The organism is Pseudomonas sp. GR 6-02 (assembly GCF_001655615.1).
Lineage (GTDB): Bacteria > Pseudomonadota > Gammaproteobacteria > Pseudomonadales > Pseudomonadaceae > Aquipseudomonas.
This window is the reverse complement of sequence record NZ_CP011567.1, coordinates 4752457-4770889: the sequence shown is the minus strand read 5'-3', so window position 1 is coordinate 4770889 and position 18433 is coordinate 4752457. Positions and strand designations below refer to the sequence as shown.

General features: G+C 59.1%; 19 protein-coding genes. All 19 read left to right on the top strand.

The annotated features are described in order from the left end of the window. Positions 1 to 76: 76 nt before the first annotated feature. The 19 genes from PGR6_RS20955 to PGR6_RS20865 all read left to right on the top strand — a co-directional run bounded on the left by PGR6_RS20955 (position 77) and on the right by PGR6_RS20865 (position 18346). Complete coding sequence (locus PGR6_RS20955) at positions 77 to 1369, top strand: motility associated factor glycosyltransferase family protein (RefSeq protein ID WP_064619503.1); 1293 nt, start codon at positions 77 to 79, stop codon at positions 1367 to 1369. Beyond that, entirely contained in the window at positions 1366 to 1632 is a 267-nt protein-coding gene (locus tag PGR6_RS20950) for a hypothetical protein (RefSeq protein ID WP_064619501.1), read from the top strand. The genes PGR6_RS20955 and PGR6_RS20950 overlap by 4 nt, the downstream gene beginning before the upstream one ends. 250 nt (positions 1633 to 1882) lie before the next feature. Continuing rightward, entirely contained in the window at positions 1883 to 2728 is an 846-nt protein-coding gene (locus PGR6_RS20945; protein WP_064619498.1) for a flagellin domain-containing protein, read from the top strand. Between the two features lie 71 nt (positions 2729 to 2799). Beyond that, entirely contained in the window at positions 2800 to 3165 is a 366-nt protein-coding gene (locus PGR6_RS20940; protein WP_064619493.1) for a flagellar protein FlaG, read from the top strand. 82 nt (positions 3166 to 3247) lie between these two features. After that, the gene (gene fliD / locus PGR6_RS20935; protein WP_064619490.1) at positions 3248 to 4690 is read left to right on the top strand and encodes a flagellar filament capping protein FliD; all 1443 of its coding nucleotides are present in this window, start codon (positions 3248 to 3250) and stop codon (positions 4688 to 4690) included. Positions 4691 to 4816: 126 nt separating this feature from the next. Beyond that, entirely contained in the window at positions 4817 to 5212 is a 396-nt protein-coding gene (fliS, locus tag PGR6_RS20930) for a flagellar export chaperone FliS (protein ID WP_064619487.1), read from the top strand. Between the two features lie 10 nt (positions 5213 to 5222). Then, positions 5223 to 5519, top strand: coding sequence for a hypothetical protein (locus tag PGR6_RS20925; RefSeq protein ID WP_064619484.1), 297 nt, complete (start codon positions 5223 to 5225; stop codon positions 5517 to 5519). A gap of 172 nt (positions 5520 to 5691) precedes the next feature. Beyond that, positions 5692 to 7167 carry a sigma-54 dependent transcriptional regulator gene (locus tag PGR6_RS20920; protein WP_026345697.1) on the top strand — a complete coding sequence of 492 codons (1476 nt, stop codon included), beginning with the start codon at positions 5692 to 5694 and terminating at the stop codon, positions 7165 to 7167. Between the two features lie 127 nt (positions 7168 to 7294). Next, on the top strand, positions 7295 to 8500 hold the full coding sequence (locus PGR6_RS20915; protein WP_177343115.1) for a sensor histidine kinase: 1206 nt from the start codon (positions 7295 to 7297) through the stop codon (positions 8498 to 8500). A 5-nt stretch (positions 8501 to 8505) separates the two neighbouring features. Continuing rightward, on the top strand, positions 8506 to 9891 hold the full coding sequence (locus tag PGR6_RS20910) for a sigma-54-dependent transcriptional regulator (protein ID WP_064621336.1): 1386 nt from the start codon (positions 8506 to 8508) through the stop codon (positions 9889 to 9891). Positions 9892 to 10020: 129 nt separating this feature from the next. Beyond that, on the top strand, positions 10021 to 10350 hold the full coding sequence (fliE, locus tag PGR6_RS20905; RefSeq protein ID WP_018925042.1) for a flagellar hook-basal body complex protein FliE: 330 nt from the start codon (positions 10021 to 10023) through the stop codon (positions 10348 to 10350). 15 nt (positions 10351 to 10365) lie between these two features. Next, positions 10366 to 12153: a flagellar basal-body MS-ring/collar protein FliF gene (gene fliF / locus PGR6_RS20900; RefSeq protein ID WP_064619478.1), complete on the top strand. Its 1788-nt coding sequence runs from the start codon at positions 10366 to 10368 to the stop codon at positions 12151 to 12153. Further along, the gene (gene fliG, locus PGR6_RS20895) at positions 12146 to 13165 is read left to right on the top strand and encodes a flagellar motor switch protein FliG (protein ID WP_003184041.1); all 1020 of its coding nucleotides are present in this window, start codon (positions 12146 to 12148) and stop codon (positions 13163 to 13165) included. The genes fliF and fliG overlap by 8 nt, the downstream gene beginning before the upstream one ends. A gap of 7 nt (positions 13166 to 13172) precedes the next feature. Continuing rightward, positions 13173 to 13982 carry a flagellar assembly protein FliH gene (gene fliH / locus PGR6_RS20890; RefSeq protein WP_064619476.1) on the top strand — a complete coding sequence of 270 codons (810 nt, stop codon included), beginning with the start codon at positions 13173 to 13175 and terminating at the stop codon, positions 13980 to 13982. Further along, positions 13972 to 15330, top strand: coding sequence for a flagellar protein export ATPase FliI (gene fliI / locus PGR6_RS20885; protein WP_018925045.1), 1359 nt, complete (start codon positions 13972 to 13974; stop codon positions 15328 to 15330). The genes fliH and fliI overlap by 11 nt, the downstream gene beginning before the upstream one ends. A 6-nt stretch (positions 15331 to 15336) precedes the next feature. Next, complete coding sequence (gene fliJ / locus PGR6_RS20880) at positions 15337 to 15786, top strand: flagellar export protein FliJ (protein WP_064619473.1); 450 nt, start codon at positions 15337 to 15339, stop codon at positions 15784 to 15786. A 165-nt stretch (positions 15787 to 15951) separates the two neighbouring features. Then, entirely contained in the window at positions 15952 to 16257 is a 306-nt protein-coding gene (locus tag PGR6_RS20875) for an STAS domain-containing protein (protein WP_018925047.1), read from the top strand. Between the two features lie 5 nt (positions 16258 to 16262). Beyond that, complete coding sequence (locus tag PGR6_RS20870) at positions 16263 to 17966, top strand: ATP-binding SpoIIE family protein phosphatase (RefSeq protein ID WP_064619470.1); 1704 nt, start codon at positions 16263 to 16265, stop codon at positions 17964 to 17966. Positions 17967 to 17998: 32 nt separating this feature from the next. Continuing rightward, on the top strand, positions 17999 to 18346 hold the full coding sequence (locus PGR6_RS20865) for an Hpt domain-containing protein (protein ID WP_018925049.1): 348 nt from the start codon (positions 17999 to 18001) through the stop codon (positions 18344 to 18346). Positions 18347 to 18433: the final 87 nt, after the last annotated feature.

The following is an 18433-nucleotide window of genomic DNA, read 5'->3' as shown; positions in this document are numbered from 1 at the left end:
AAAAGCCGGACACAAAAAAAGCGCTCAAGGTGTAACCTTGAGCGCTATTTTTTTGCCCGAATTACAGCGAGGCGCCATGAGCGAGTTTTTTCAACCCAACGCCGAACTCATTCGGCGTCGCTGGCCGGCCGTGGCTGAGCGTCTGCTGTCTGAAGATCCGGGCCCGTTGCAGGCCGATCTGGTGGAAGGGCTCGGCTCGACCCTGAGCATCAACGGCATTCAGTTGACCAGTCGCCATGACCGTACCCGCGAAGCGCAGCTTCAGGCCGCAAGCCTGCCGGTCGACAGTCCGGTCTTGCACGTTTACGGCACAGGCCTGGGTGATCTGCAACTGGAGCTGCTGCAGCGTTCGGGACTGATTCAGTTACACGTACATATCCTTAACGGCGCAGTGTTTGCGCTGGTGTTGCAATTGCTCGATCAGCAGCCGTGGCTCAGTGATTCGCGGGTCGAGCTGCACTACGCCGGTGATTTGGCTGAAATTTGTTTGCCGTTCTTTGCCCTGCCTTCGGAGCTGGTGCTGGCCGATGACTTTAACGCGAAGATCCGCGACCGCTTGATCAGCGAAACCCATCTGACGTTCAACAACCGTGAGTTCGATCCGGACAATCCGGAAATAGCGACGCGCCTGCTGGAAAGTGTTGAACAGATCCGCGTCGATAGCGACGCCGCACAATTGTTCGCAGCACACGCTGGCCAGCCGATGTTCGTCATCGCCACCGGGCCGAGCCTGGAACAGCACTTCGTGACCTTGCGATCCATTCGCGGCCAGACCCCGCGACCACTGTTCGTTTGTGTCGATACCGCTTACCGGCCGCTGATCGAGAACGGCATCAAGCCGGATGTGGTCATCACGATCGATCAGCGTATCTCGCTGCGCCACCTGCCGCCCGAGGACAGCGCAAACATCACGCTGGTCTACATGCCGCTGGTGGTTCCTGCCGTCTTGCAGGCCTGGCAAGGCAAACGCTATGTCGCCTACTCGGCAAGCCCGGTTTTTCGGGATTTGCGCGAGCAGCTCCCACGGGCAGGGCTGTTTGCAGGCGGCAGCGTGATTCATCCGGCGGTGGACCTGGCGGTGAAAATGGGCGCCAGTCAGATCACGCTGTTCGGGGCTGACTTCGCGTTCCCCAACAACAAGACCCATGCTGGCTGGGATGACGGCGACCTTGGCCCGCAATTGGTCGCGGCTCGCCATTGGGTGTTGGATGGGCATGGGCAGCGGGTCAAGACCCAGCTCAATTTCCGCAGCTACCTGTGTGAGCTGGAGCGCTATATAGCTGCGCATCCACACGTCGTCTTCTACAACAGCAGTCGAGCCGGGGCCATGATTGCCGGTACGACATTTCATCCGGAGTTCAGTCGATGAGCGAAGAACTACTCGTTGATCAGGCTCGGCAATGTTCAGCGTTGTTTCGTCTGGGAAGGGATGTCGAGGCAGCGCTGGTCATGGTCGAGGTGGCGGAGCAGGTGCAGTCGCGGGTCGGCGGAGCAGACAGCCAGATCGCGGCCCGGTGGATGGCATTGCTGACAGGCATGCTGGATAGCCAGGAACGACAGGACTGGCTGGCGCTGGCGGATTACCTTGAATACGAACTGGTCGATTTACTGGTGGCTGTCAATTCTGCGTAATGCCGTGGCAGATCAGCGGGAGCGGGGGTTGTAAGAAAGGGTTGTGGCAGTTCTCTGGCGTCATTTTTTGGTGGTTGGATCGTCGCTAAGCCTCGGTTTTACAGGGGGTGGCAGGGTGATGGCAAAAAATTTCAAAAATCCCCTCAAGCAACCTGCATTGGCGACGATAACTATTACGAAGGTTCTCTAGGCCATACCGGGCGGTTGCCAGGGCCGGAAGCCGCAGTACCCAACCAACGAGGAATTCGTCATGGCTTTAACAGTAAACACTAACACTACTTCCCTGAGTGTTCAGAAGAACCTGAACCGTGCGTCCGACGCACTGTCGACTTCGATGACCCGCCTGTCCTCCGGCCTGAAAATCAACAGCGCCAAAGACGACGCCGCCGGCCTGCAGATCGCTACCCGTATGACTTCGCAGATCCGTGGCCAGACCATGGCTATCAAAAACGCCAACGACGGTGTTTCGATCGCTCAGACCGCTGAAGGCGCTCTGCAAGAGTCGACCAACATTCTGCAGCGTATGCGTGAAATCGCGGTGCAGTCGCGAAACGACTCCAACGGTACTGCTGACCGTACCGCTCTGGACAAAGAATACCAACAGTCGGTCGCTGAACTGACCCGTATCGCTCAGTCGACCAACCTGAACGGTAAGGCGCTGATCGACGGTACTGCAGGTGCGATGCAGTTCCAGGTAGGTTCGAACACCACTTCCGACAACCAGATCACTCTGACCCTGTCGACCAGCTTCGACGCCAGCGCCCTGGGCATGACCGGTACTGTTATTTCCGGTACTTCCAATGCCCTTAACCACACCAACGTTGATAACTCTATCTCGGCTATCGACGCTGCTCTGGCAAACATCAACGCCACTCGCGCTGACCTGGGTGCTGCTCAAAACCGTTTCTCGACCACCATCTCCAACCTGCAGAACATCAACGAAAACGCCAGTGCTGCACTGAGCCGCGTACAAGATACCGACTTCGCTGCTGAAACTGCACAGCTGACCAAGCAACAAACTCTGCAACAAGCTTCCACCGCAGTTCTGGCTCAGGCCAACCAACTGCCATCCGCTGTACTGAAACTGCTTCAGTAATCGCTGATGAGTTTTGGCGGGGGAGTGCGCTTGTCGCGCTCTCTCGCTTTTTACTTTAAGAGGTGGTGGACATGGATATGAGCGTCAAGCTGAACTTGTCTTATCCTGCGGCCCAGCAGGCGACGACTGTTGCCGACAAGCCTGCGGAAAAGCCTCGAGCGGAAACTGCGCCAGCGGTTGCCGTCAAGGAAGAAGGTAAAAAAGACCAGACCGAGCAGGAAAAACTGAAGATGGCCGTTCAGGAAATCGAAAAGTTCGTCCAGTCGGTCAAGCGTAACCTGGAGTTCTCGATTGACGAGCCTTCAGGCAAAGTTGTGGTCAAAGTGATTGCCAGTGACTCCGGTGAGGTGATTCGTCAAATCCCCAACGAAGAAGTCCTTAAGCTGGCGAACAGTTTGAATGATGCAAGCAGCCTGTTGTTCAGCGCAAAAGTCTGACAACTGGCACGAATTTTGTTGCTATGTTCTTTTGGGCGTTGTAGTGGTCAAAAGGCCGGCGACACACTGAAGGGAGTTCCACATGGCAAGTCCAATTCTACCGGGCACGGGCTTAGGTTCCGGTATTAATACCGGTGATATCGTCAAGGCTCTGGTCAACGCCGACAAGGCGGCCAAGCAGAATCAGATCGATCGTCAGACGACCACCAACACTGCGCAGATTTCCGGTATTGGTACTCTCAAAAGTGTCCTGGCGAACTTCCAGGCTGCGATCAAGAAGCTGCAAGATACGCAGGCTCCGCAATTCCTCGGCTACAACGCCACGTCCGCTGACGCGAAAGTATTGACCGCTGTGGCCAGCAACACCGCCGTCAACGGGTCTTATGTGGTCAAGGTCTCTAACCTTGCGACCTCGTCCAAAGTGGCCACCGCAGCCTTTGCCGGCGGCGCCAGCAGTGCCATTGCGAGCGGCACGCTCAATATCACGCAAAACGGCGTATCCAGTTCTGTCACCATTCCGGCGGGCGCGACGTTGCAGTCGGTTCGCGATGCGATCAACACCCAGCAGGGCGCGAATGGCTTCAGTGCCAACATCGTAACTGACTCGTTTGGCTCGCGTCTGGTTATGGGGTCTACGGCGACCGGTGCCGGTTCCGATATCACCCTCAGCGGTATTGCGGGTCTGGAAATCAATGCCGGCCAGCAAATGGGCGCAACACCGACAGCGACTTCGGCTGGTGCTATCGGCGATTTCGCGAAGGACGCCAATTTCACCGTGGACGGGCTCGCGCTGACCAGCAAAAGCAACAAGGTTGACTCGGCTGTTTCTGGCTTGACCCTCAATCTGGTCGCCGGTGGTGATGTAACCACGACGGTGACGGTCGGTCCGAACAGTGATGGTCTGAAAAAGTCCATTCAAGCTTTCGTCGACGCTTATAACCAGGTTGTGACCAGTGTAAATACGTTGACCAAGCCATCCCTGGATGCAGACGGCAAGCTGACCGTTGCTGCTGCACTGACCGGTGACCCATTGGCGCGCGGTATCATGGCATCGATTCGTTCACCGTTGGTGACTACCGGTGCTGGCGACAAGCTCACTGTTCTGTCGCAATTGGGTATCACCACCAATCAGAAAACCGGTGCGCTGGATTTCGATAGCGCCAAGTTCACCAATGCGATGGACACCCAGAAGCTCGGTGGTGAGGTTCAGAAGCTGTTCCTGGGCGATCCGACGGCGACTGGCGATGCCGCCAAGGGGCTGCTCACGCGCATGAACGATGCCATCACCCCTTACACGATCACTGGCAGTGAGGGGATCCTCGACACCCGTTCGAGCAACCTGTCCAAGGCCAAGAGCAATCTGGCCAACCAGCAGGCAGCCCTGGATCGTCGGGTCGAGACGCTGACGGCGGTGCTGACCAAAAAGTACAACGACATGGATACCCTTGTCGGCAAGCTGAAGGCAACGGCGAGCAATATCACTTCGATGTTCGACGCGATGAATGCGCAGAAAAACGCTTCATAGCGCATAAACGCCAAAAGCCCGGCAGCGGATTCCGCTTGTCGGGCTTTTTTAGTTTCGGGCTAAAGATTTTTGACGCTATGTCGATAGCCTAATTATACGAATCACAGAGTTTAGATGAGGTACAGCATGAACCCGATGTTAGCCCTTCGGCAGTACCAGAAGATTGGCGCGCAAGCCCAGACTTCCGAGGCCAGCCCTCATCGTCTGGTGCAAATGCTTATGGAAGGCGGTCTGGATCGCATCGCTCAGGCTAAAGGCGCCATGGAGCGCAAGGATGTCGCCAGCAAGGGTGTTCTAATCGGCAAGGCCATCGGCATTATCGGTGGTTTGCGAGAGGGATTGGACCTGGAGAAGCAGGCGGAGTCCGTTGGTGAGTTGGACAATCTCTATGCTTACATGATGAAACGCCTGGCAGAAGCCAACCTCAAGACCGATCCGAAAATCCTCGACGAAGTTGCCGATTTGCTTCGCACGGTGAAAGACGGTTGGGATGCTATTGGCGCACCTGCTCCCCAGTTTTAAGGAGATCACCATGAGTCTTGTATTGCAGCGAATCGAACAAACCCGGGACGCCCTGGTCGAGGCATTGGCCGAGCGTAACTGGGAAGCCATCGGTGAATTGGACCTGGCTTGCCGTTCCTGCATGGAAGACGTCTTGAGTGAAGCTACGGTGGACGAGACCGCGTTGCGCGAAAACCTGGAGGAGTTGCTGGGGGTGTATAAACAGCTCCTGGAAGCGGCGACGGGGGAGCGACAAGCGATAGTCGACGAGATGTCGCAGATCCACCAAGCACAGAACGCGGCAAAGGTTTACCATCTGTTTGGTTAATTAACCCTCAGTTAATCCAAACATAGTGCGCCATAAATTTGACTGTGCACGGTTTTTTGACTTAACTAGTGGCTGGTTCCAGATTTCAGGCGTCTACAGGCACAACGTGTCTGCAAGCGTCTAGCTTGCCCCTCATTTTGGGCATTGAGTTGACTAGGGAAGTTGCTATTGCATGTGGCGTGAAACCAAAATTCTGCTGATTGATGACGATAGCGTCCGCCGCCGCGATTTGGCGGTGATTTTAAATTTTCTCGGCGAAGAAAATTTACCCTGTGGCAGCCATGACTGGCAGCAGGCGGTCGGCTCTCTGTCATCAAGTCGTGAAGTAATCTGTGTCCTCATCGGGACGGTAAATGCTCCTGGTGCACTTTTGGGCCTGTTAAAGACACTCTCAACCTGGGATGAGTTCCTTCCAGTTTTGTTAATGGGCGATAATTCTTCCATTGACTTGCCGGAAGACCAGCGTCGCCGAGTGCTTTCGACGCTCGAAATGCCGCCCAGCTACAGCAAACTGCTCGATTCGTTGCACCGTGCCCAGGTCTATCGCGAGATGTATGACCAGGCCCGTGAGCGCGGTCGTCACCGTGAACCGAATCTTTTCCGCAGCCTTGTCGGCACCAGCCGGGCGATTCAACACGTCCGTCAGATGATGCAGCAAGTCGCCGACACCGACGCCAGCGTGCTGATCCTCGGTGAGTCCGGCACTGGCAAGGAAGTGGTCGCGCGCAATCTGCACTACCACTCCAAGCGTCGTGAAGCGCCGTTCGTTCCGGTCAACTGCGGGGCGATTCCGGCCGAGTTGCTGGAAAGCGAATTGTTCGGTCACGAGAAGGGTGCCTTCACCGGGGCGATCACCAGCCGTGCCGGGCGTTTCGAGCTGGCCAACGGCGGTACGCTGTTCCTCGACGAAATTGGCGACATGCCGTTGCCGATGCAGGTCAAGCTGTTGCGCGTCTTGCAGGAGCGCACGTTCGAGCGCGTGGGCAGCAACAAGACCCAAAGCGTCGATGTGCGGATCATCGCGGCAACCCACAAGAATCTCGAAAGCATGATCGAGATCGGCACGTTCCGCGAAGACCTCTACTATCGCCTGAACGTGTTCCCGATCGAGATGGCGCCACTGCGTGAGCGCGTCGAAGACATCCCGTTGCTGATGAACGAGTTGATCTCGCGCATGGAGCACGAGAAGCGCGGGTCGATCCGGTTCAACTCGGCGGCGATCATGTCGCTGTGCCGTCACGGCTGGCCGGGCAACGTTCGCGAGCTGGCCAACCTGGTGGAGCGCATGGCGATCATGCACCCGTACGGGGTGATCGGCGTGGTCGAGTTGCCGAAGAAATTCCGCTACGTCGATGACGAAGACGAGCAGTTGGTCGACAGCCTGCGCAGTGATCTCGAAGAGCGGGTGGCCATCAACGGTCATACCCCGGACTTCACCGCCAATGCGCTGCTCCCGCCGGAGGGCCTGGACCTGAAAGACTACCTCGGCGGTCTGGAGCAAGGGTTGATTCAGCAGGCGCTGGATGACGCCAACGGCATTGTGGCGCGGGCGGCTGAACGGCTGCGTATTCGTCGCACGACCCTGGTGGAGAAGATGCGCAAGTACGGCATGAGTCGTCGAGATGGTGATGAACAGGCGGATGATTGACGCCTGTTTTTCAACCCCTTCATTTATAGGCAGTTTTTTTTAGGCACGGGTATTGCTACGTCCCTCGCAACGTTCCGTTTAACTGACGGTCACCACGCGAGAGAGCACAATGCCCCAAGCCGCCCAGATGTCTCCTGTCCCTGATGTTTCGGGGCAACCGTCGTCCGTAGAGCAGGCAAGCCGGCTTGGCCTTGAGCAGGCGTTTGCGCTGTTCAACCAGATGTCGAGCCAATTGACCGATTCCTACAGCATGCTCGAAGCCCGGGTCACCGAGCTCAAGGGTGAGCTGGCGGTGGTCAGCGCCCAGCGCATGCAGGAGCTGGCGGAAAAAGAGCGTCTGGCCAACCGGCTGCAAAACCTCCTCGATCTATTGCCCGGCGGCGTCATCGTCATCGACGCCCAAGGCATCGTGCGTGAAGCCAATCCCGCTGCGTGTGAGCTGCTCGGCTTACCCCTCGAAGGCGAGTTGTGGCGCCAGGTCATTGCGCGATGCTTTGCGCCGCGCGAAGACGACGGTCACGAAATCTCCCTCAAGGACGGTCGGCGCCTGTCGATCGCTACCCGCTCGCTGGATGCCGAACCCGGTCAGTTGGTGTTGCTCAACGATCTGACTGAAACCCGTCATCTGCAAGATCAACTGGCCCGCCATGAGCGCCTGTCGTCGCTCGGTCGCATGGTCGCCTCGTTGGCCCATCAGATTCGTACGCCGTTGTCCGCCGCGTTGCTCTATGCCAGTCATTTGACTGAGCAGGAACTACCGGTCGCCACGCAGCAGCGTTTTGCCGGCCGCCTGAAAGAGCGACTGCATGAGCTGGAGCACCAGGTGCGCGACATGCTGGTGTTCGCTCGCGGTGAGCTGCCGTTGACCGATCGTGTCACTCCAAAAATGCTGATGCAGTCGCTGCAAGCGGCGGCGCTGACTCTTGTTCAGGATCTGCCGGTGCGCTGGCAATGCGACAGTCATGCCGGTGAGTTGCTGTGCAATCGCGACACGCTGGTCGGGGCGATCCTCAATCTAATCGAAAACGCCATTCAGGCCAGCGCCGGCGACGTCCGTTTGAAAGTTCATCTGTATACCCGCGACAACAACCTGCGCGTATCGGTCAGCGACAGCGGCAGTGGTATCGACACGAAGGTATTGGCACGTTTGGGCGAGCCGTTTTTCACCACCAAAACCACCGGCACCGGTCTGGGGCTGACCGTGGTCAAGGCAGTGGCCCGTGCTCATCAGGGAGAATTGCAGTTACGTTCGCGGCCGGGGCGCGGTACTTGCGCGCAGGTGATCCTGCCGCTTTTTGCGGGTGAGCAGCCCTGCGCTCAGGGAGTGAAGTGAAGGACATGGCCATCAAGGTTTTACTGGTCGAGGACGATCGCGCGCTACGGGAAGCACTGGCCGATACGCTGGTGCTTGCCGGACACGCTTACAAGGCGGTCGGTTCGGCGGAGGAGGCGCTGGCTGCGGTTGGCGCCGAGGCATTTAGCCTGGTGGTCAGTGACGTCAACATGCCGGGCATGGACGGTCATCAGCTGCTTGGATTTCTGCGGGCTCGTCAGCCGCAACTGCCGGTGTTGTTGATGACCGCTCACGGTGCGGTCGAACGTGCGGTCGACGCCATGCGTCAAGGCGCGGCGGATTACCTGGTCAAGCCGTTCGAGCCCAAAGCCTTGCTCGACCTGGTGGCGCGTCACGCCTTGGGCAATCTCGGCGCGACCGAGAGCGAGGGGCCTGTGGCGTTCGAGCCGGCCAGTGCGCAATTGCTGGAATTGGCCGCGCGCGTGGCGCGCAGTGATTCCACGGTGTTGATCTCCGGTGAGTCCGGGACCGGCAAGGAAGTGCTGGCGCGTTACATCCATCAGCACTCCCATCGCGCCAGTCAGCCATTCATTGCGATCAACTGCGCAGCGATTCCGGACAACATGCTTGAAGCCACTTTGTTCGGTCACGAAAAAGGTTCGTTCACCGGCGCCATCGCGGCGCAGGCCGGCAAGTTCGAGCAGGCCGATGGCGGGACGATCCTGCTCGATGAAATTTCTGAAATGCCTCTCGGCCTGCAGGCCAAGTTACTGCGCGTATTGCAGGAGCGTGAAGTCGAGCGAGTCGGCGCACGCAAGCCGATCACGCTGGATATTCGAGTGGTCGCTACCACTAACCGTGACCTGGCCGGTGAAGTGGCGGCGGGGCGTTTTCGCGAAGATCTTTACTATCGCCTGTCGGTGTTCCCGTTGGCCTGGCGTCCGCTGCGTGAGCGCACCGCCGACATCCTGCCGCTGGCCGAGCGCCTGCTGGCCAAACACGTCAATAAAATGAAGCATGCCGCGGCAAAGCTTTCGCCCGAGGCGCAGGCCTGCCTGATCGGCTATCCGTGGCCGGGCAACGTGCGTGAACTGGATAACGCGATCCAGCGGGCCTTGATTCTGCAGCAGGGCGGTTTGATCCAGCCGCAGGATTTTTGTCTGGCCGGGCCCGTGGCGTGTGCGCCATTGCCAGCATTGGCGCCGGCGCCTGCACGAGCAGTGGAAGTCGAAGCCGAATCGGCGGGCGCCCTCGGCGATGACCTGCGGCGCCGTGAGTTCCAAATGATCATCGACACCTTGCGCGCCGAGCGTGGCCGCCGCAAAGAAGCCGCCGAGCGATTGGGCATCAGCCCGCGCACCTTGCGCTACAAGCTGGCGCAGATGCGCGATGCCGGAATGGATGTGGAAGCGTATTTGTTCGCCACGTAACGGTCGGCAAACAAAAGCACAGGAGAGCTTTTGTTTAGAGCGGCCACGGAGCTGGCACCCTTGTTGCTAACACCTCACTACTCGCCGAGTGAGTGTCAAAAAATTGCGAGTAGCCAAAGAGAGCAGACCATGAGCCAAGGTATTGAATTCAACCGGTTGATGCTGGATATGCGCGCCATGCAAATGGATGCCATGTCTGCGCCGAAATCGACTGCCGCAGTCCCTGAAGTGGGTGGCAGCAGCTTTGCCGACATGCTCGGTCAGGCCGTCAATAAAGTGAACGACACCCAGCAGGCGTCCAATCAGTTGGCCAGTGCCTTCGAGATCGGTAAAAGCGGCGTCGACCTGACGGACGTGATGATTTCCTCACAGAAGGCCAGCGTGTCTTTTCAGGCACTGACCCAAGTGCGTAACAAGCTGGTTCAGGCTTACCAAGACATCATGCAGATGCCGGTTTAAGGACGAGATTGAGTCATGGCAGAAGCAATCGCCGATAATGTTCCGGCCAAGGCCACTCCAATAGACGGCAAACCGCCGCTGTTCGGGTTGTCTTTCCTGGAAAACCTCTCCGAGATGACCATGTTGCGTCAGGTGGGCCTGTTGGTCGGCCTGGCTGCGAGCGTGGCGATTGGTTTTGCCGTGGTGTTGTGGTCCCAGCAGCCGGACTACCGGCCTCTATACGGCAGCCTTGCCGGCATGGACGCCAAACAGGTCATGGAAACCCTGGCCGCCGCCGACATTCCCTATACCGTCGAACCGAATTCCGGTGCCTTGCTGGTCAAGGCCGATGACCTGTCCCGTGCGCGGCTCAAGCTCGCGGCCGCTGGTGTCACTCCCAGCGACGGCAATATCGGTTTCGAGATTCTCGACAAGGAGCAGGGGCTGGGTACCAGTCAGTTCATGGAGGCGACCCGCTATCGTCGCGGCCTCGAAGGCGAACTGGCCCGGACCATCTCCAGCCTGAACAACGTCAAGGGTGCCCGCGTGCACCTGGCGATTCCGAAAAGTTCGGTGTTCGTGCGTGACGAGCGCAAGCCAAGCGCTTCGGTTCTGGTTGAACTGTATTCCGGTCGCTCGCTGGAGCCGGGCCAGGTCGTCGCCATCATCAATCTGGTGGCGACCAGCGTTCCCGAACTGAGCAAATCGCAGATCACCGTTGTCGACCAGAAGGGCAACCTGCTATCGGATCAGGCGGAAAACTCCGAGCTGACCATGGCCGGCAAGCAGTTCGATTACAGCCGTCGCATGGAAAGCATGCTGACTCAGCGCGTGCATAACATCCTGCAACCGGTGCTGGGCAACGACCGCTATAAAGCCGAAGTCTCGGCCGATGTGGATTTCAGCGCCGTCGAATCGACTTCCGAGCAGTTCAACCCGGATCAACCGGCGTTGCGCAGCGAGCAGTCGGTCAACGAACAACGTACCGCCAGCAATGGCCCGCAAGGTGTGCCGGGTGCCTTGAGCAACCAGCCGCCGTCGCCTGCCTCGGCGCCGCAAACCACTGGTGGCGCCACTGCGTCGGCCGGCATGGTGCAGCCAGGCCAGCCACTGCTTGATGCCAACGGTCAGCAGATCATGGACCCGGCCACTGGTCAGCCGATGCTGGCGCCGTACCCGGCCGACAAGCGTCAACAATCCACCAAGAACTTCGAGCTCGACCGTTCCATCAGCCACACCAAACAACAGCAGGGCCGTTTGAATCGCCTGTCGGTGTCGGTGGTGGTGGACGATCAGGTCAAGGTCAACGCAGCCAATGGCGAAACCACCCGTGCGCCGTGGAGCGCCGATGAATTGGCGCGCTTCACTCGCCTGGTGCAGGACGCGGTCGGTTTCGACGCCAGCCGTGGCGACAGCGTCAGCGTGATCAACATGCCGTTCTCTGCTGAGCGCGGTGAAGTGATCGCCGAGATTCCGTTCTACTCCCAGCCGTGGTTCTGGGACATCGTCAAGCAAGTGCTGGGTGTGTTGTTCATCCTGGTGCTGGTGTTCGGTGTGCTGCGTCCGGTGCTCAACAACATCACCGGTGGCGGCAAAGGCAAGCAACTCGCGGCCTTTGGCAGCGACGTGGAACTCGGTGGCATGGGTGGCCTGGACGGCGAACTGGCCAACGACCGCGTCAGCCTCGGTGGCCCGACCAGCATCCTGCTGCCGAGCCCGAGCGAAGGCTATGACGCACAGTTGAACGCAATCAAGAGTCTGGTGGCAGAAGATCCGGGTCGCGTGGCCCAGGTCGTGAAAGAGTGGATTAACGCAGATGAGTGATAACCGAGCCGCTGTCGCCAAACTGTCCCGGGTTGATAAAGCCGCGATCCTGCTGCTGTCCCTGGGTTCTACGGATGCCGCACAAGTGCTGCGCCACATGGGGCCCAAAGAGGTCCAGCGTGTGGGCGTGGCCATGGCCCAGATGGGGAACGTGCACCGCGAGCAGGTCGAACAGGTCATGAGCGAGTTCGTCGACATCGTCGGCGACCAGACCAGCCTGGGCGTCGGCTCCGATGACTACGTGCGCAAAATGCTCACCCAGGCCTTGGGCGAAGACAAGGCCAACGGCCTGATCGACCGGATCCTGCTGGGCGGCAACACCAGTGGCCTCGACAGTCTGAAGTGGATGGAACCGCGCGCCGTCGCCGACGTGATCCGCTACGAGCACCCGCAGATCCAGGCGATCGTAGTGGCGTACCTTGATCCGGACCAGGCCGGTGAAGTGCTGGGCAACTTCGACCATAAGGTGCGGCTGGACATCATCCTGCGGGTGTCTTCGCTGAACACCGTGCAGCCGGCGGCCCTGAAAGAGCTCAACCAGATTCTCGAGAAGCAGTTCTCCGGCAACTCGAATGCCTCGCGCACCACCCTGGGTGGCATCAAGCGCGCGGCAGACATCATGAACTTCCTCGACAGCTCGATCGAAGGTCAGTTGATGGACTCGATCCGCGAAGTCGACGAAGACTTGTCCGGTCAGATCGAAGACCTCATGTTCGTGTTCAACAACCTGTCCGATGTCGACGACCGCGGTATTCAGGCGCTGTTGCGCGAGGTGTCCTCGGACGTCCTGGTGCTGGCCCTCAAAGGCTCGGACGAAGGCGTCAAGGAAAAGATCTTCAAGAACATGTCCAAACGAGCGGCCGAACTGTTGCGCGACGACCTCGAGGCCAAAGGCCCGGTGCGTGTCAGCGACGTGGAAACGGCGCAGAAAGAAATCCTCACCATTGCCCGCCGTATGGCCGAAGCCGGAGAAATCGTTCTCGGCGGGAAGGGCGGCGAAGAGATGATCTAAGGTCACTATGTCGTCCAAACATGATGAGTCCCAGACCGACCTGATCCGTGGCAAGAACGTCGCAGGTTTCGATGTCTGGGCGCTGCCCAGCTTCGACCCGTTTGTGCCGGAACCCGAGCCGGAACCGGAACCCGAACCGCCGGAAATGGAAGAAGTGCCGCTGGAGGAAGTCCAGCCACTGACCCTCGAAGAGCTCGAAAGCATTCGCCAGGAGGCCTACAACGAAGGCTTCGCGGTTGGCGAGAAAGAAGGTTTCCATAGCACCACGCTCAAGGTCCGTCAGGAAGCCGAAGTGGCCCTGACGGCCAAGATCGCTTGCCTGGAACAGTTGATGGCCAACCTGTTCGAGCCCATTGCCGAGCAGGACACCCAGATCGAAAAGTCGCTGGTCGACCTTGTACAGCACATCACCAAACAGGTTATTCAGCGCGAGCTGGCCATCGACTCGACGCAGATCGAACACGTCATGCGTGAAGCGCTCAAGCTCTTGCCACTGGGCGTGGGCAATGTGCGGTTGTACGTCAACCCGCAGGATTTCGAACAGGTCAAAGCCCTGCGCGAGCGCCATGAGGAAACCTGGCGCATCGTCGAGGACGAGTCCTTGTTGCCGGGCGGTTGCCGGGTCGAGACCGAACACAGCCGTATCGATGCGACCATCGAAACCCGTGTGACCCAGGTCATGGCCAAGCTGTTCGACCAATTGCACGATCAGGCGTTGCACCCGGCCGCGCCGGACCTCAGCCTGGAATTGCCGATCGACAAGAAGCCTGCCGTCACCCCGGTCGAACCGGAACTGGACCATCCCGATGCGCCTTGATCGCACCAGCTTCGCCAAGCGCCTCGGCAGCTACGCCGAGGCCACGGAGCTGGCTGGCGCGCCGATCCTCGAAGGTCGCCTGTTGCGTATGGTCGGCCTGACCCTCGAAGCCGAAGGCTTGCGCGCCGCCATGGGCAGCCGCTGCATGGTCATCAACGATGACAGCTATCACCCGGTGCAGGTCGAAGCCGAAGTCATGGGCTTCTCCGGCAGCAAAGTGTTTCTGATGCCGGTCGGCAGCGTCGCCGGCATTGCGCCAGGCGCGCGCGTGGTTCCCCTGGCGGACAACGGTCGCTTGCCGATGGGCATGAGCATGCTCGGGCGGGTGCTCGATGGCGCCGGTCGTGCGCTGGATGGCAAGGGCGGGATGAAGGCTGAAGACTGGGTGCCAATGGACGGCCCGACCATCAACCCGCTCAAGCGTGACCCGATCAGCCAGCCGCTTGACGTGGGCATTCGCTGCATCAACGGTTTGTTGACGGTCGGTCGCGGTCAGCGCCTCGGGCTGTTCGCCGGTACCGGCGTCGGCAAGAGTGTGTTGTTGGGCATGATGACCCGTTTCACCGAGGCCGACATTATCGTGGTCGGGCTGATCGGTGAGCGGGGTCGAGAAGTTAAAGAGTTCATCGAGCACATCCTCGGTGAAGAAGGGCTCAAGCGTTCGGTGGTGGTGGCTTCGCCGGCGGACGATGCGCCGCTGATGCGTTTGCGCGCGGCCATGTACTGCACGCGGATCGCCGAGTATTTCCGCGACAAGGGCAAGAATGTCCTGTTGCTGATGGATTCCCTGACCCGTTTCGCTCAGGCCCAGCGGGAAATCGCCCTGGCCATCGGCGAACCGCCGGCGACCAAGGGCTATCCGCCGTCGGTGTTTGCCAAGTTGCCGAAACTGGTGGAGCGGGCCGGTAACGCCGAAAAGGGCGGCGGCTCGATCACCGCGTTCTACACGGTATTGTCTGAAGGCGATGACCAACAGGACCCGATCGCCGACTCGGCGCGGGGCGTGCTTGACGGGCACATCGTGCTGTCCCGGCGTCTGGCCGAGGAAGGGCATTACCCGGCCATCGACATCGAAGCGTCCATCAGTCGGGTCATGCCGTCGGTGGTCGGTATCAAACACCTGAACCACGCGCAGATGTTCAAGCAATACTGGTCGCGCTATCAGCAGAGCCGCGACCTGATCAGTGTCGGCGCCTACGTGCCCGGCGGTGACCGGGAAACCGACACAGCGATCAATCTGCAACCGGCCATGTCCCTGTACCTGCGCCAGGGCTTGAACGACAACATCAGCATGGGCGCCAGCGAAAACCATCTTGCTTCGGTCTTCGCGCCAGCGCCAGGCGGTTAACCGGTCATGGCCTCGAGTCGCGCGGTACGCCTGGCGCCTGTGGTGGACATGGCTGAAAAGGCCGAGAAAACCGCCGTCCAGCGCCTGGGGCACTTCCAGGGCCAGGTTCGTTTGGCGGAAAGCAAACTCGCCGACCTCGAAGCCTTCCGTCTCGACTACCAGGAACAATGGATCGTGCGCGGCAGCGGCGGCGTTTCGGGTCAGTGGCTGCTGGGCTATCAGGGTTTTCTCGCGCAATTGGGCACGGCCATCGACCAGCAGCGCCAGAGCCTGAACTGGCATCAAAACAACCTGAACAAGGCCCGAGAAGCCTGGCAACAGGCATTTGCCCGGGTCGAAGGCTTGCGCAAACTGGTTCAGCGCTACATGGATGAGGCACGGCAACTGGAAGACAAGCGCGAGCAGAAGTTGCTGGATGAATTGTCCCAGCGGTTGCCGCGTCAGGATTCGTATTGAGTGTTGGTTTCAAAGGATTGCAGCCTGCGGCAGCACCTGCACGGGTGCATGCAAACCTGATTCCGGAGACGCTGTCGAAGGCTGCGATCTTTTGACCTTGCCCCAGCCCCCGGCAAGTGCTAAACCTTGTACACGTACGTTCGCCAATGACAAGGAAGCCGTGAAATGTCAGTCGTTACAGAAGTATCCCCGGATGGGCAAAAGTTGACGATTTCGGTTAAGGGGCGATTCGATTTCGGTCGTCATCAGGAGTTTCGTGAGTCCTACGAGCGACTCAACCAGAAACCCGAGTCCATCGTCGTAGATCTGAAGGACGCCACGTATCTCGACAGTTCGGCGCTGGGCATGTTGCTTTTGCTGCGCGATCACGCCGGTGGCGACAACTCCGATATTCGTGTCGTCAACAGCAGTAGCGATGTGAAGAAAATCCTCGCCATCTCCAACTTCGACAAGCTGTTCGACATCAGTTGACTGTCATGCAGCCGCTCGAGCCGCTGACGATTCTGATCGCCGAAGACAGTGCGGCCGATCGTATGCTGCTGTCGACTATCGTCCGTCGTCAGGGTCATGAAGTGCTGACAGCCAGTAATGGCGCCGAGGCGGTCGAGGCGTTTCGCTCGCAGCGGCCGCACCTGGTGCTGATGGACGCCATGATGCCGGTGATGGATGGCTTCGAGGCTGCGCAGCAGATCAAGGCGCTGGCCGGCGAAACCCTGGTGCCGATCATCTTTCTGACGTCGCTGACCGAAAGCGAAGCCCTGGCTCGTTGTCTGGAGGCCGGGGGCGACGACTTTCTGGCAAAGCCTTACAACCAGGTGATCCTCGCGGCCAAGATCAAGGCAATGGACCGCCTGCGGCGTTTGCAGGCCACGGTGCTGGAGCAGCGCGACCTGATCGCCAGGCACCATGATTACCTGCTCAACGAGCAGCGAGTGGCCAAAGCCGTGTTCGACAAGGTGGCCCACTCCGGTTGCCTGAATGCGCCGAACATCCGTTATCTGCAATCGCCCTATGCGCTGTTCAACGGTGATCTGTTGCTGGCCGCGTTTACCCCGGTCGGCGACATGCATGTGTTGCTCGGTGATTTCACCGGCCATGGTTTGCCGGCCGCTGTCGGTGCCATGCCGTTGGCCGAAGTTTTCTATGGCATGACCGCCAAGGGTTATGGCTTGTCCGAAACCCTGCGCGAGATGAACGCCAAACTCAAACGTATCCTGCCGGTCGACATGTTCTGCTGCGCGACCCTGCTGCGCCTGAGCTTTCAGCGAGGGTCGGTGGAGGTCTGGAACGGCGGGATGCCGGACGGCTATTTGCACAACGCCACCAGCGGCGAGCGTACAGCGCTCACGGCACGGCACTTGCCGCTGGGTGTGCTGAGCCCGCAAACCTTCGATGACCGCACCGAGGTGTTCCCGATGGCTGTCGGGGATCGGGTGTTCCTGTTGTCTGATGGAGTGATCGATACTTGCGATGCCAATGAGCAGTTATTTGGCGTAGAGCGATTGGAGCAGGTGTTTGCAGCCAATCGTCAGCCCGATGCGCTGTTCGAAGAAATCGAGCAGGCTCTGCGGGACTTTCGCGGCGAGGCTCGCGATGACGTGAGCATGGTTGAGGTCAGCCTGTTGGATGCGGCGCAACTGAGCCCGCCAGCACCGGTATATTCCGACAGCGGTCAGTCCTGCCCGCTGGACTGGTCGGTGAGTTTCGAATTTCGCGCCGCCACCCTCAAACGCTTCAACCCGCTGCCGTACCTGTTGCAATTGCTGTTTGAGGTGCACGGCCTGCGCGCTCAAAGTGGTGCGCTCTACAGTGTGCTGGCAGAGCTTTACTCCAACGCCCTGGAGCATGGCGTGCTAGGTCTGGATTCGAGTCTCAAGCGCGATGCTTCGGGTTTTGCGCGTTATTATCAGCAGCGCAGTGCGCGCCTGGACGAATTGCAGGACGGCTATGTGCGGGTACATTTGCAGGTGACGCCCAAAGGCGAAGGTGGTTGCCTGACTGTTCGAGTCGAAGACAGTGGCAAGGGCTTCGATGTGGTGCGGGTGATGGAGCGTCCCGTCGATGATGTCCGTTTGTCGGGACGTGGAGTCAGTTTGATCCGACAGTTGAGTCATCATGCGAGCTGGTCCGATAATGGGCGCAGTGCTCGCGTGGAGTTTTTCTGGGAGGCTCAGGCATAATCCCGGGCATTCTTGATCAAAGGAGTGAACAAGTGGACAACACACATCTGGATCGTGACGTGCTGAGCGCGTTGCAAGAAGTTATGGAGGATGGGTATCCAGAATTGCTCGATACCTTTCTCAGCGATTCCGAAGAGCGATTGAGCTTGCTGCGCAAGGCTGACGATGCCGATCGGTTAGGTGCCACGGCGCACAGTTTCAAGGGCAGCAGCAGCAACATGGGCGCGACTCGGTTGGCTGAGCTGTGCCATGAGCTGGAGCAGCGAGCCAAAGAGAAAAAACTCGAAGGCATAGAAGCGCTGGTTGGAGAGATCGACGGCGAATTCGCGATTGTTCGACCGCTTTTTGAGGCAGAGCGCCAACGTTCCCTGGCTGAATAAGACAACCATCCAGCGCTTTTGGCGGCCAGCGAACAAAGCTGGCTCGACCCTTGCAGTCAACTCACTCAACTGTACCTACGATCCCAG

Bases quoted from the DNA above. Each gene is read 5' to 3' on its own strand.
- PGR6_RS20940 (WP_064619493.1), top strand. From the start codon at position 2,800: ATGGATATGAGCGTCAAGCTGAACTTGTCTTATCCTGCGGCCCAGCAG.
- fliI (WP_018925045.1), top strand. From the start codon at position 13,972: ATGCGCCTTGATCGCACCAGCTTCGCCAAGCGCCTCGGCAGCTACGCC.
- PGR6_RS20920 (WP_026345697.1), top strand. From the start codon at position 5,692: ATGTGGCGTGAAACCAAAATTCTGCTGATTGATGACGATAGCGTCCGC.
- fliH (WP_064619476.1), top strand. From the start codon at position 13,173: ATGTCGTCCAAACATGATGAGTCCCAGACCGACCTGATCCGTGGCAAG.
- fliS (WP_064619487.1), top strand. From the start codon at position 4,817: ATGAACCCGATGTTAGCCCTTCGGCAGTACCAGAAGATTGGCGCGCAA.
- fliF (WP_064619478.1), top strand. From the start codon at position 10,366: ATGGCAGAAGCAATCGCCGATAATGTTCCGGCCAAGGCCACTCCAATA.
- PGR6_RS20955 (WP_064619503.1), top strand. From the start codon at position 77: ATGAGCGAGTTTTTTCAACCCAACGCCGAACTCATTCGGCGTCGCTGG.
- PGR6_RS20950 (WP_064619501.1), top strand. From the start codon at position 1,366: ATGAGCGAAGAACTACTCGTTGATCAGGCTCGGCAATGTTCAGCGTTG.
- fliE (WP_018925042.1), top strand. From the start codon at position 10,021: ATGAGCCAAGGTATTGAATTCAACCGGTTGATGCTGGATATGCGCGCC.
- PGR6_RS20910 (WP_064621336.1), top strand. From the start codon at position 8,506: ATGGCCATCAAGGTTTTACTGGTCGAGGACGATCGCGCGCTACGGGAA.
- fliG (WP_003184041.1), top strand. From the start codon at position 12,146: ATGAGTGATAACCGAGCCGCTGTCGCCAAACTGTCCCGGGTTGATAAA.
- PGR6_RS20875 (WP_018925047.1), top strand. From the start codon at position 15,952: ATGTCAGTCGTTACAGAAGTATCCCCGGATGGGCAAAAGTTGACGATT.
- PGR6_RS20945 (WP_064619498.1), top strand. From the start codon at position 1,883: ATGGCTTTAACAGTAAACACTAACACTACTTCCCTGAGTGTTCAGAAG.
- PGR6_RS20915 (WP_177343115.1), top strand. From the start codon at position 7,295: ATGTCTCCTGTCCCTGATGTTTCGGGGCAACCGTCGTCCGTAGAGCAG.
- fliJ (WP_064619473.1), top strand. From the start codon at position 15,337: ATGGCCTCGAGTCGCGCGGTACGCCTGGCGCCTGTGGTGGACATGGCT.
- fliD (WP_064619490.1), top strand. From the start codon at position 3,248: ATGGCAAGTCCAATTCTACCGGGCACGGGCTTAGGTTCCGGTATTAAT.
- PGR6_RS20925 (WP_064619484.1), top strand. From the start codon at position 5,223: ATGAGTCTTGTATTGCAGCGAATCGAACAAACCCGGGACGCCCTGGTC.
- PGR6_RS20870 (WP_064619470.1), top strand. From the start codon at position 16,263: ATGCAGCCGCTCGAGCCGCTGACGATTCTGATCGCCGAAGACAGTGCG.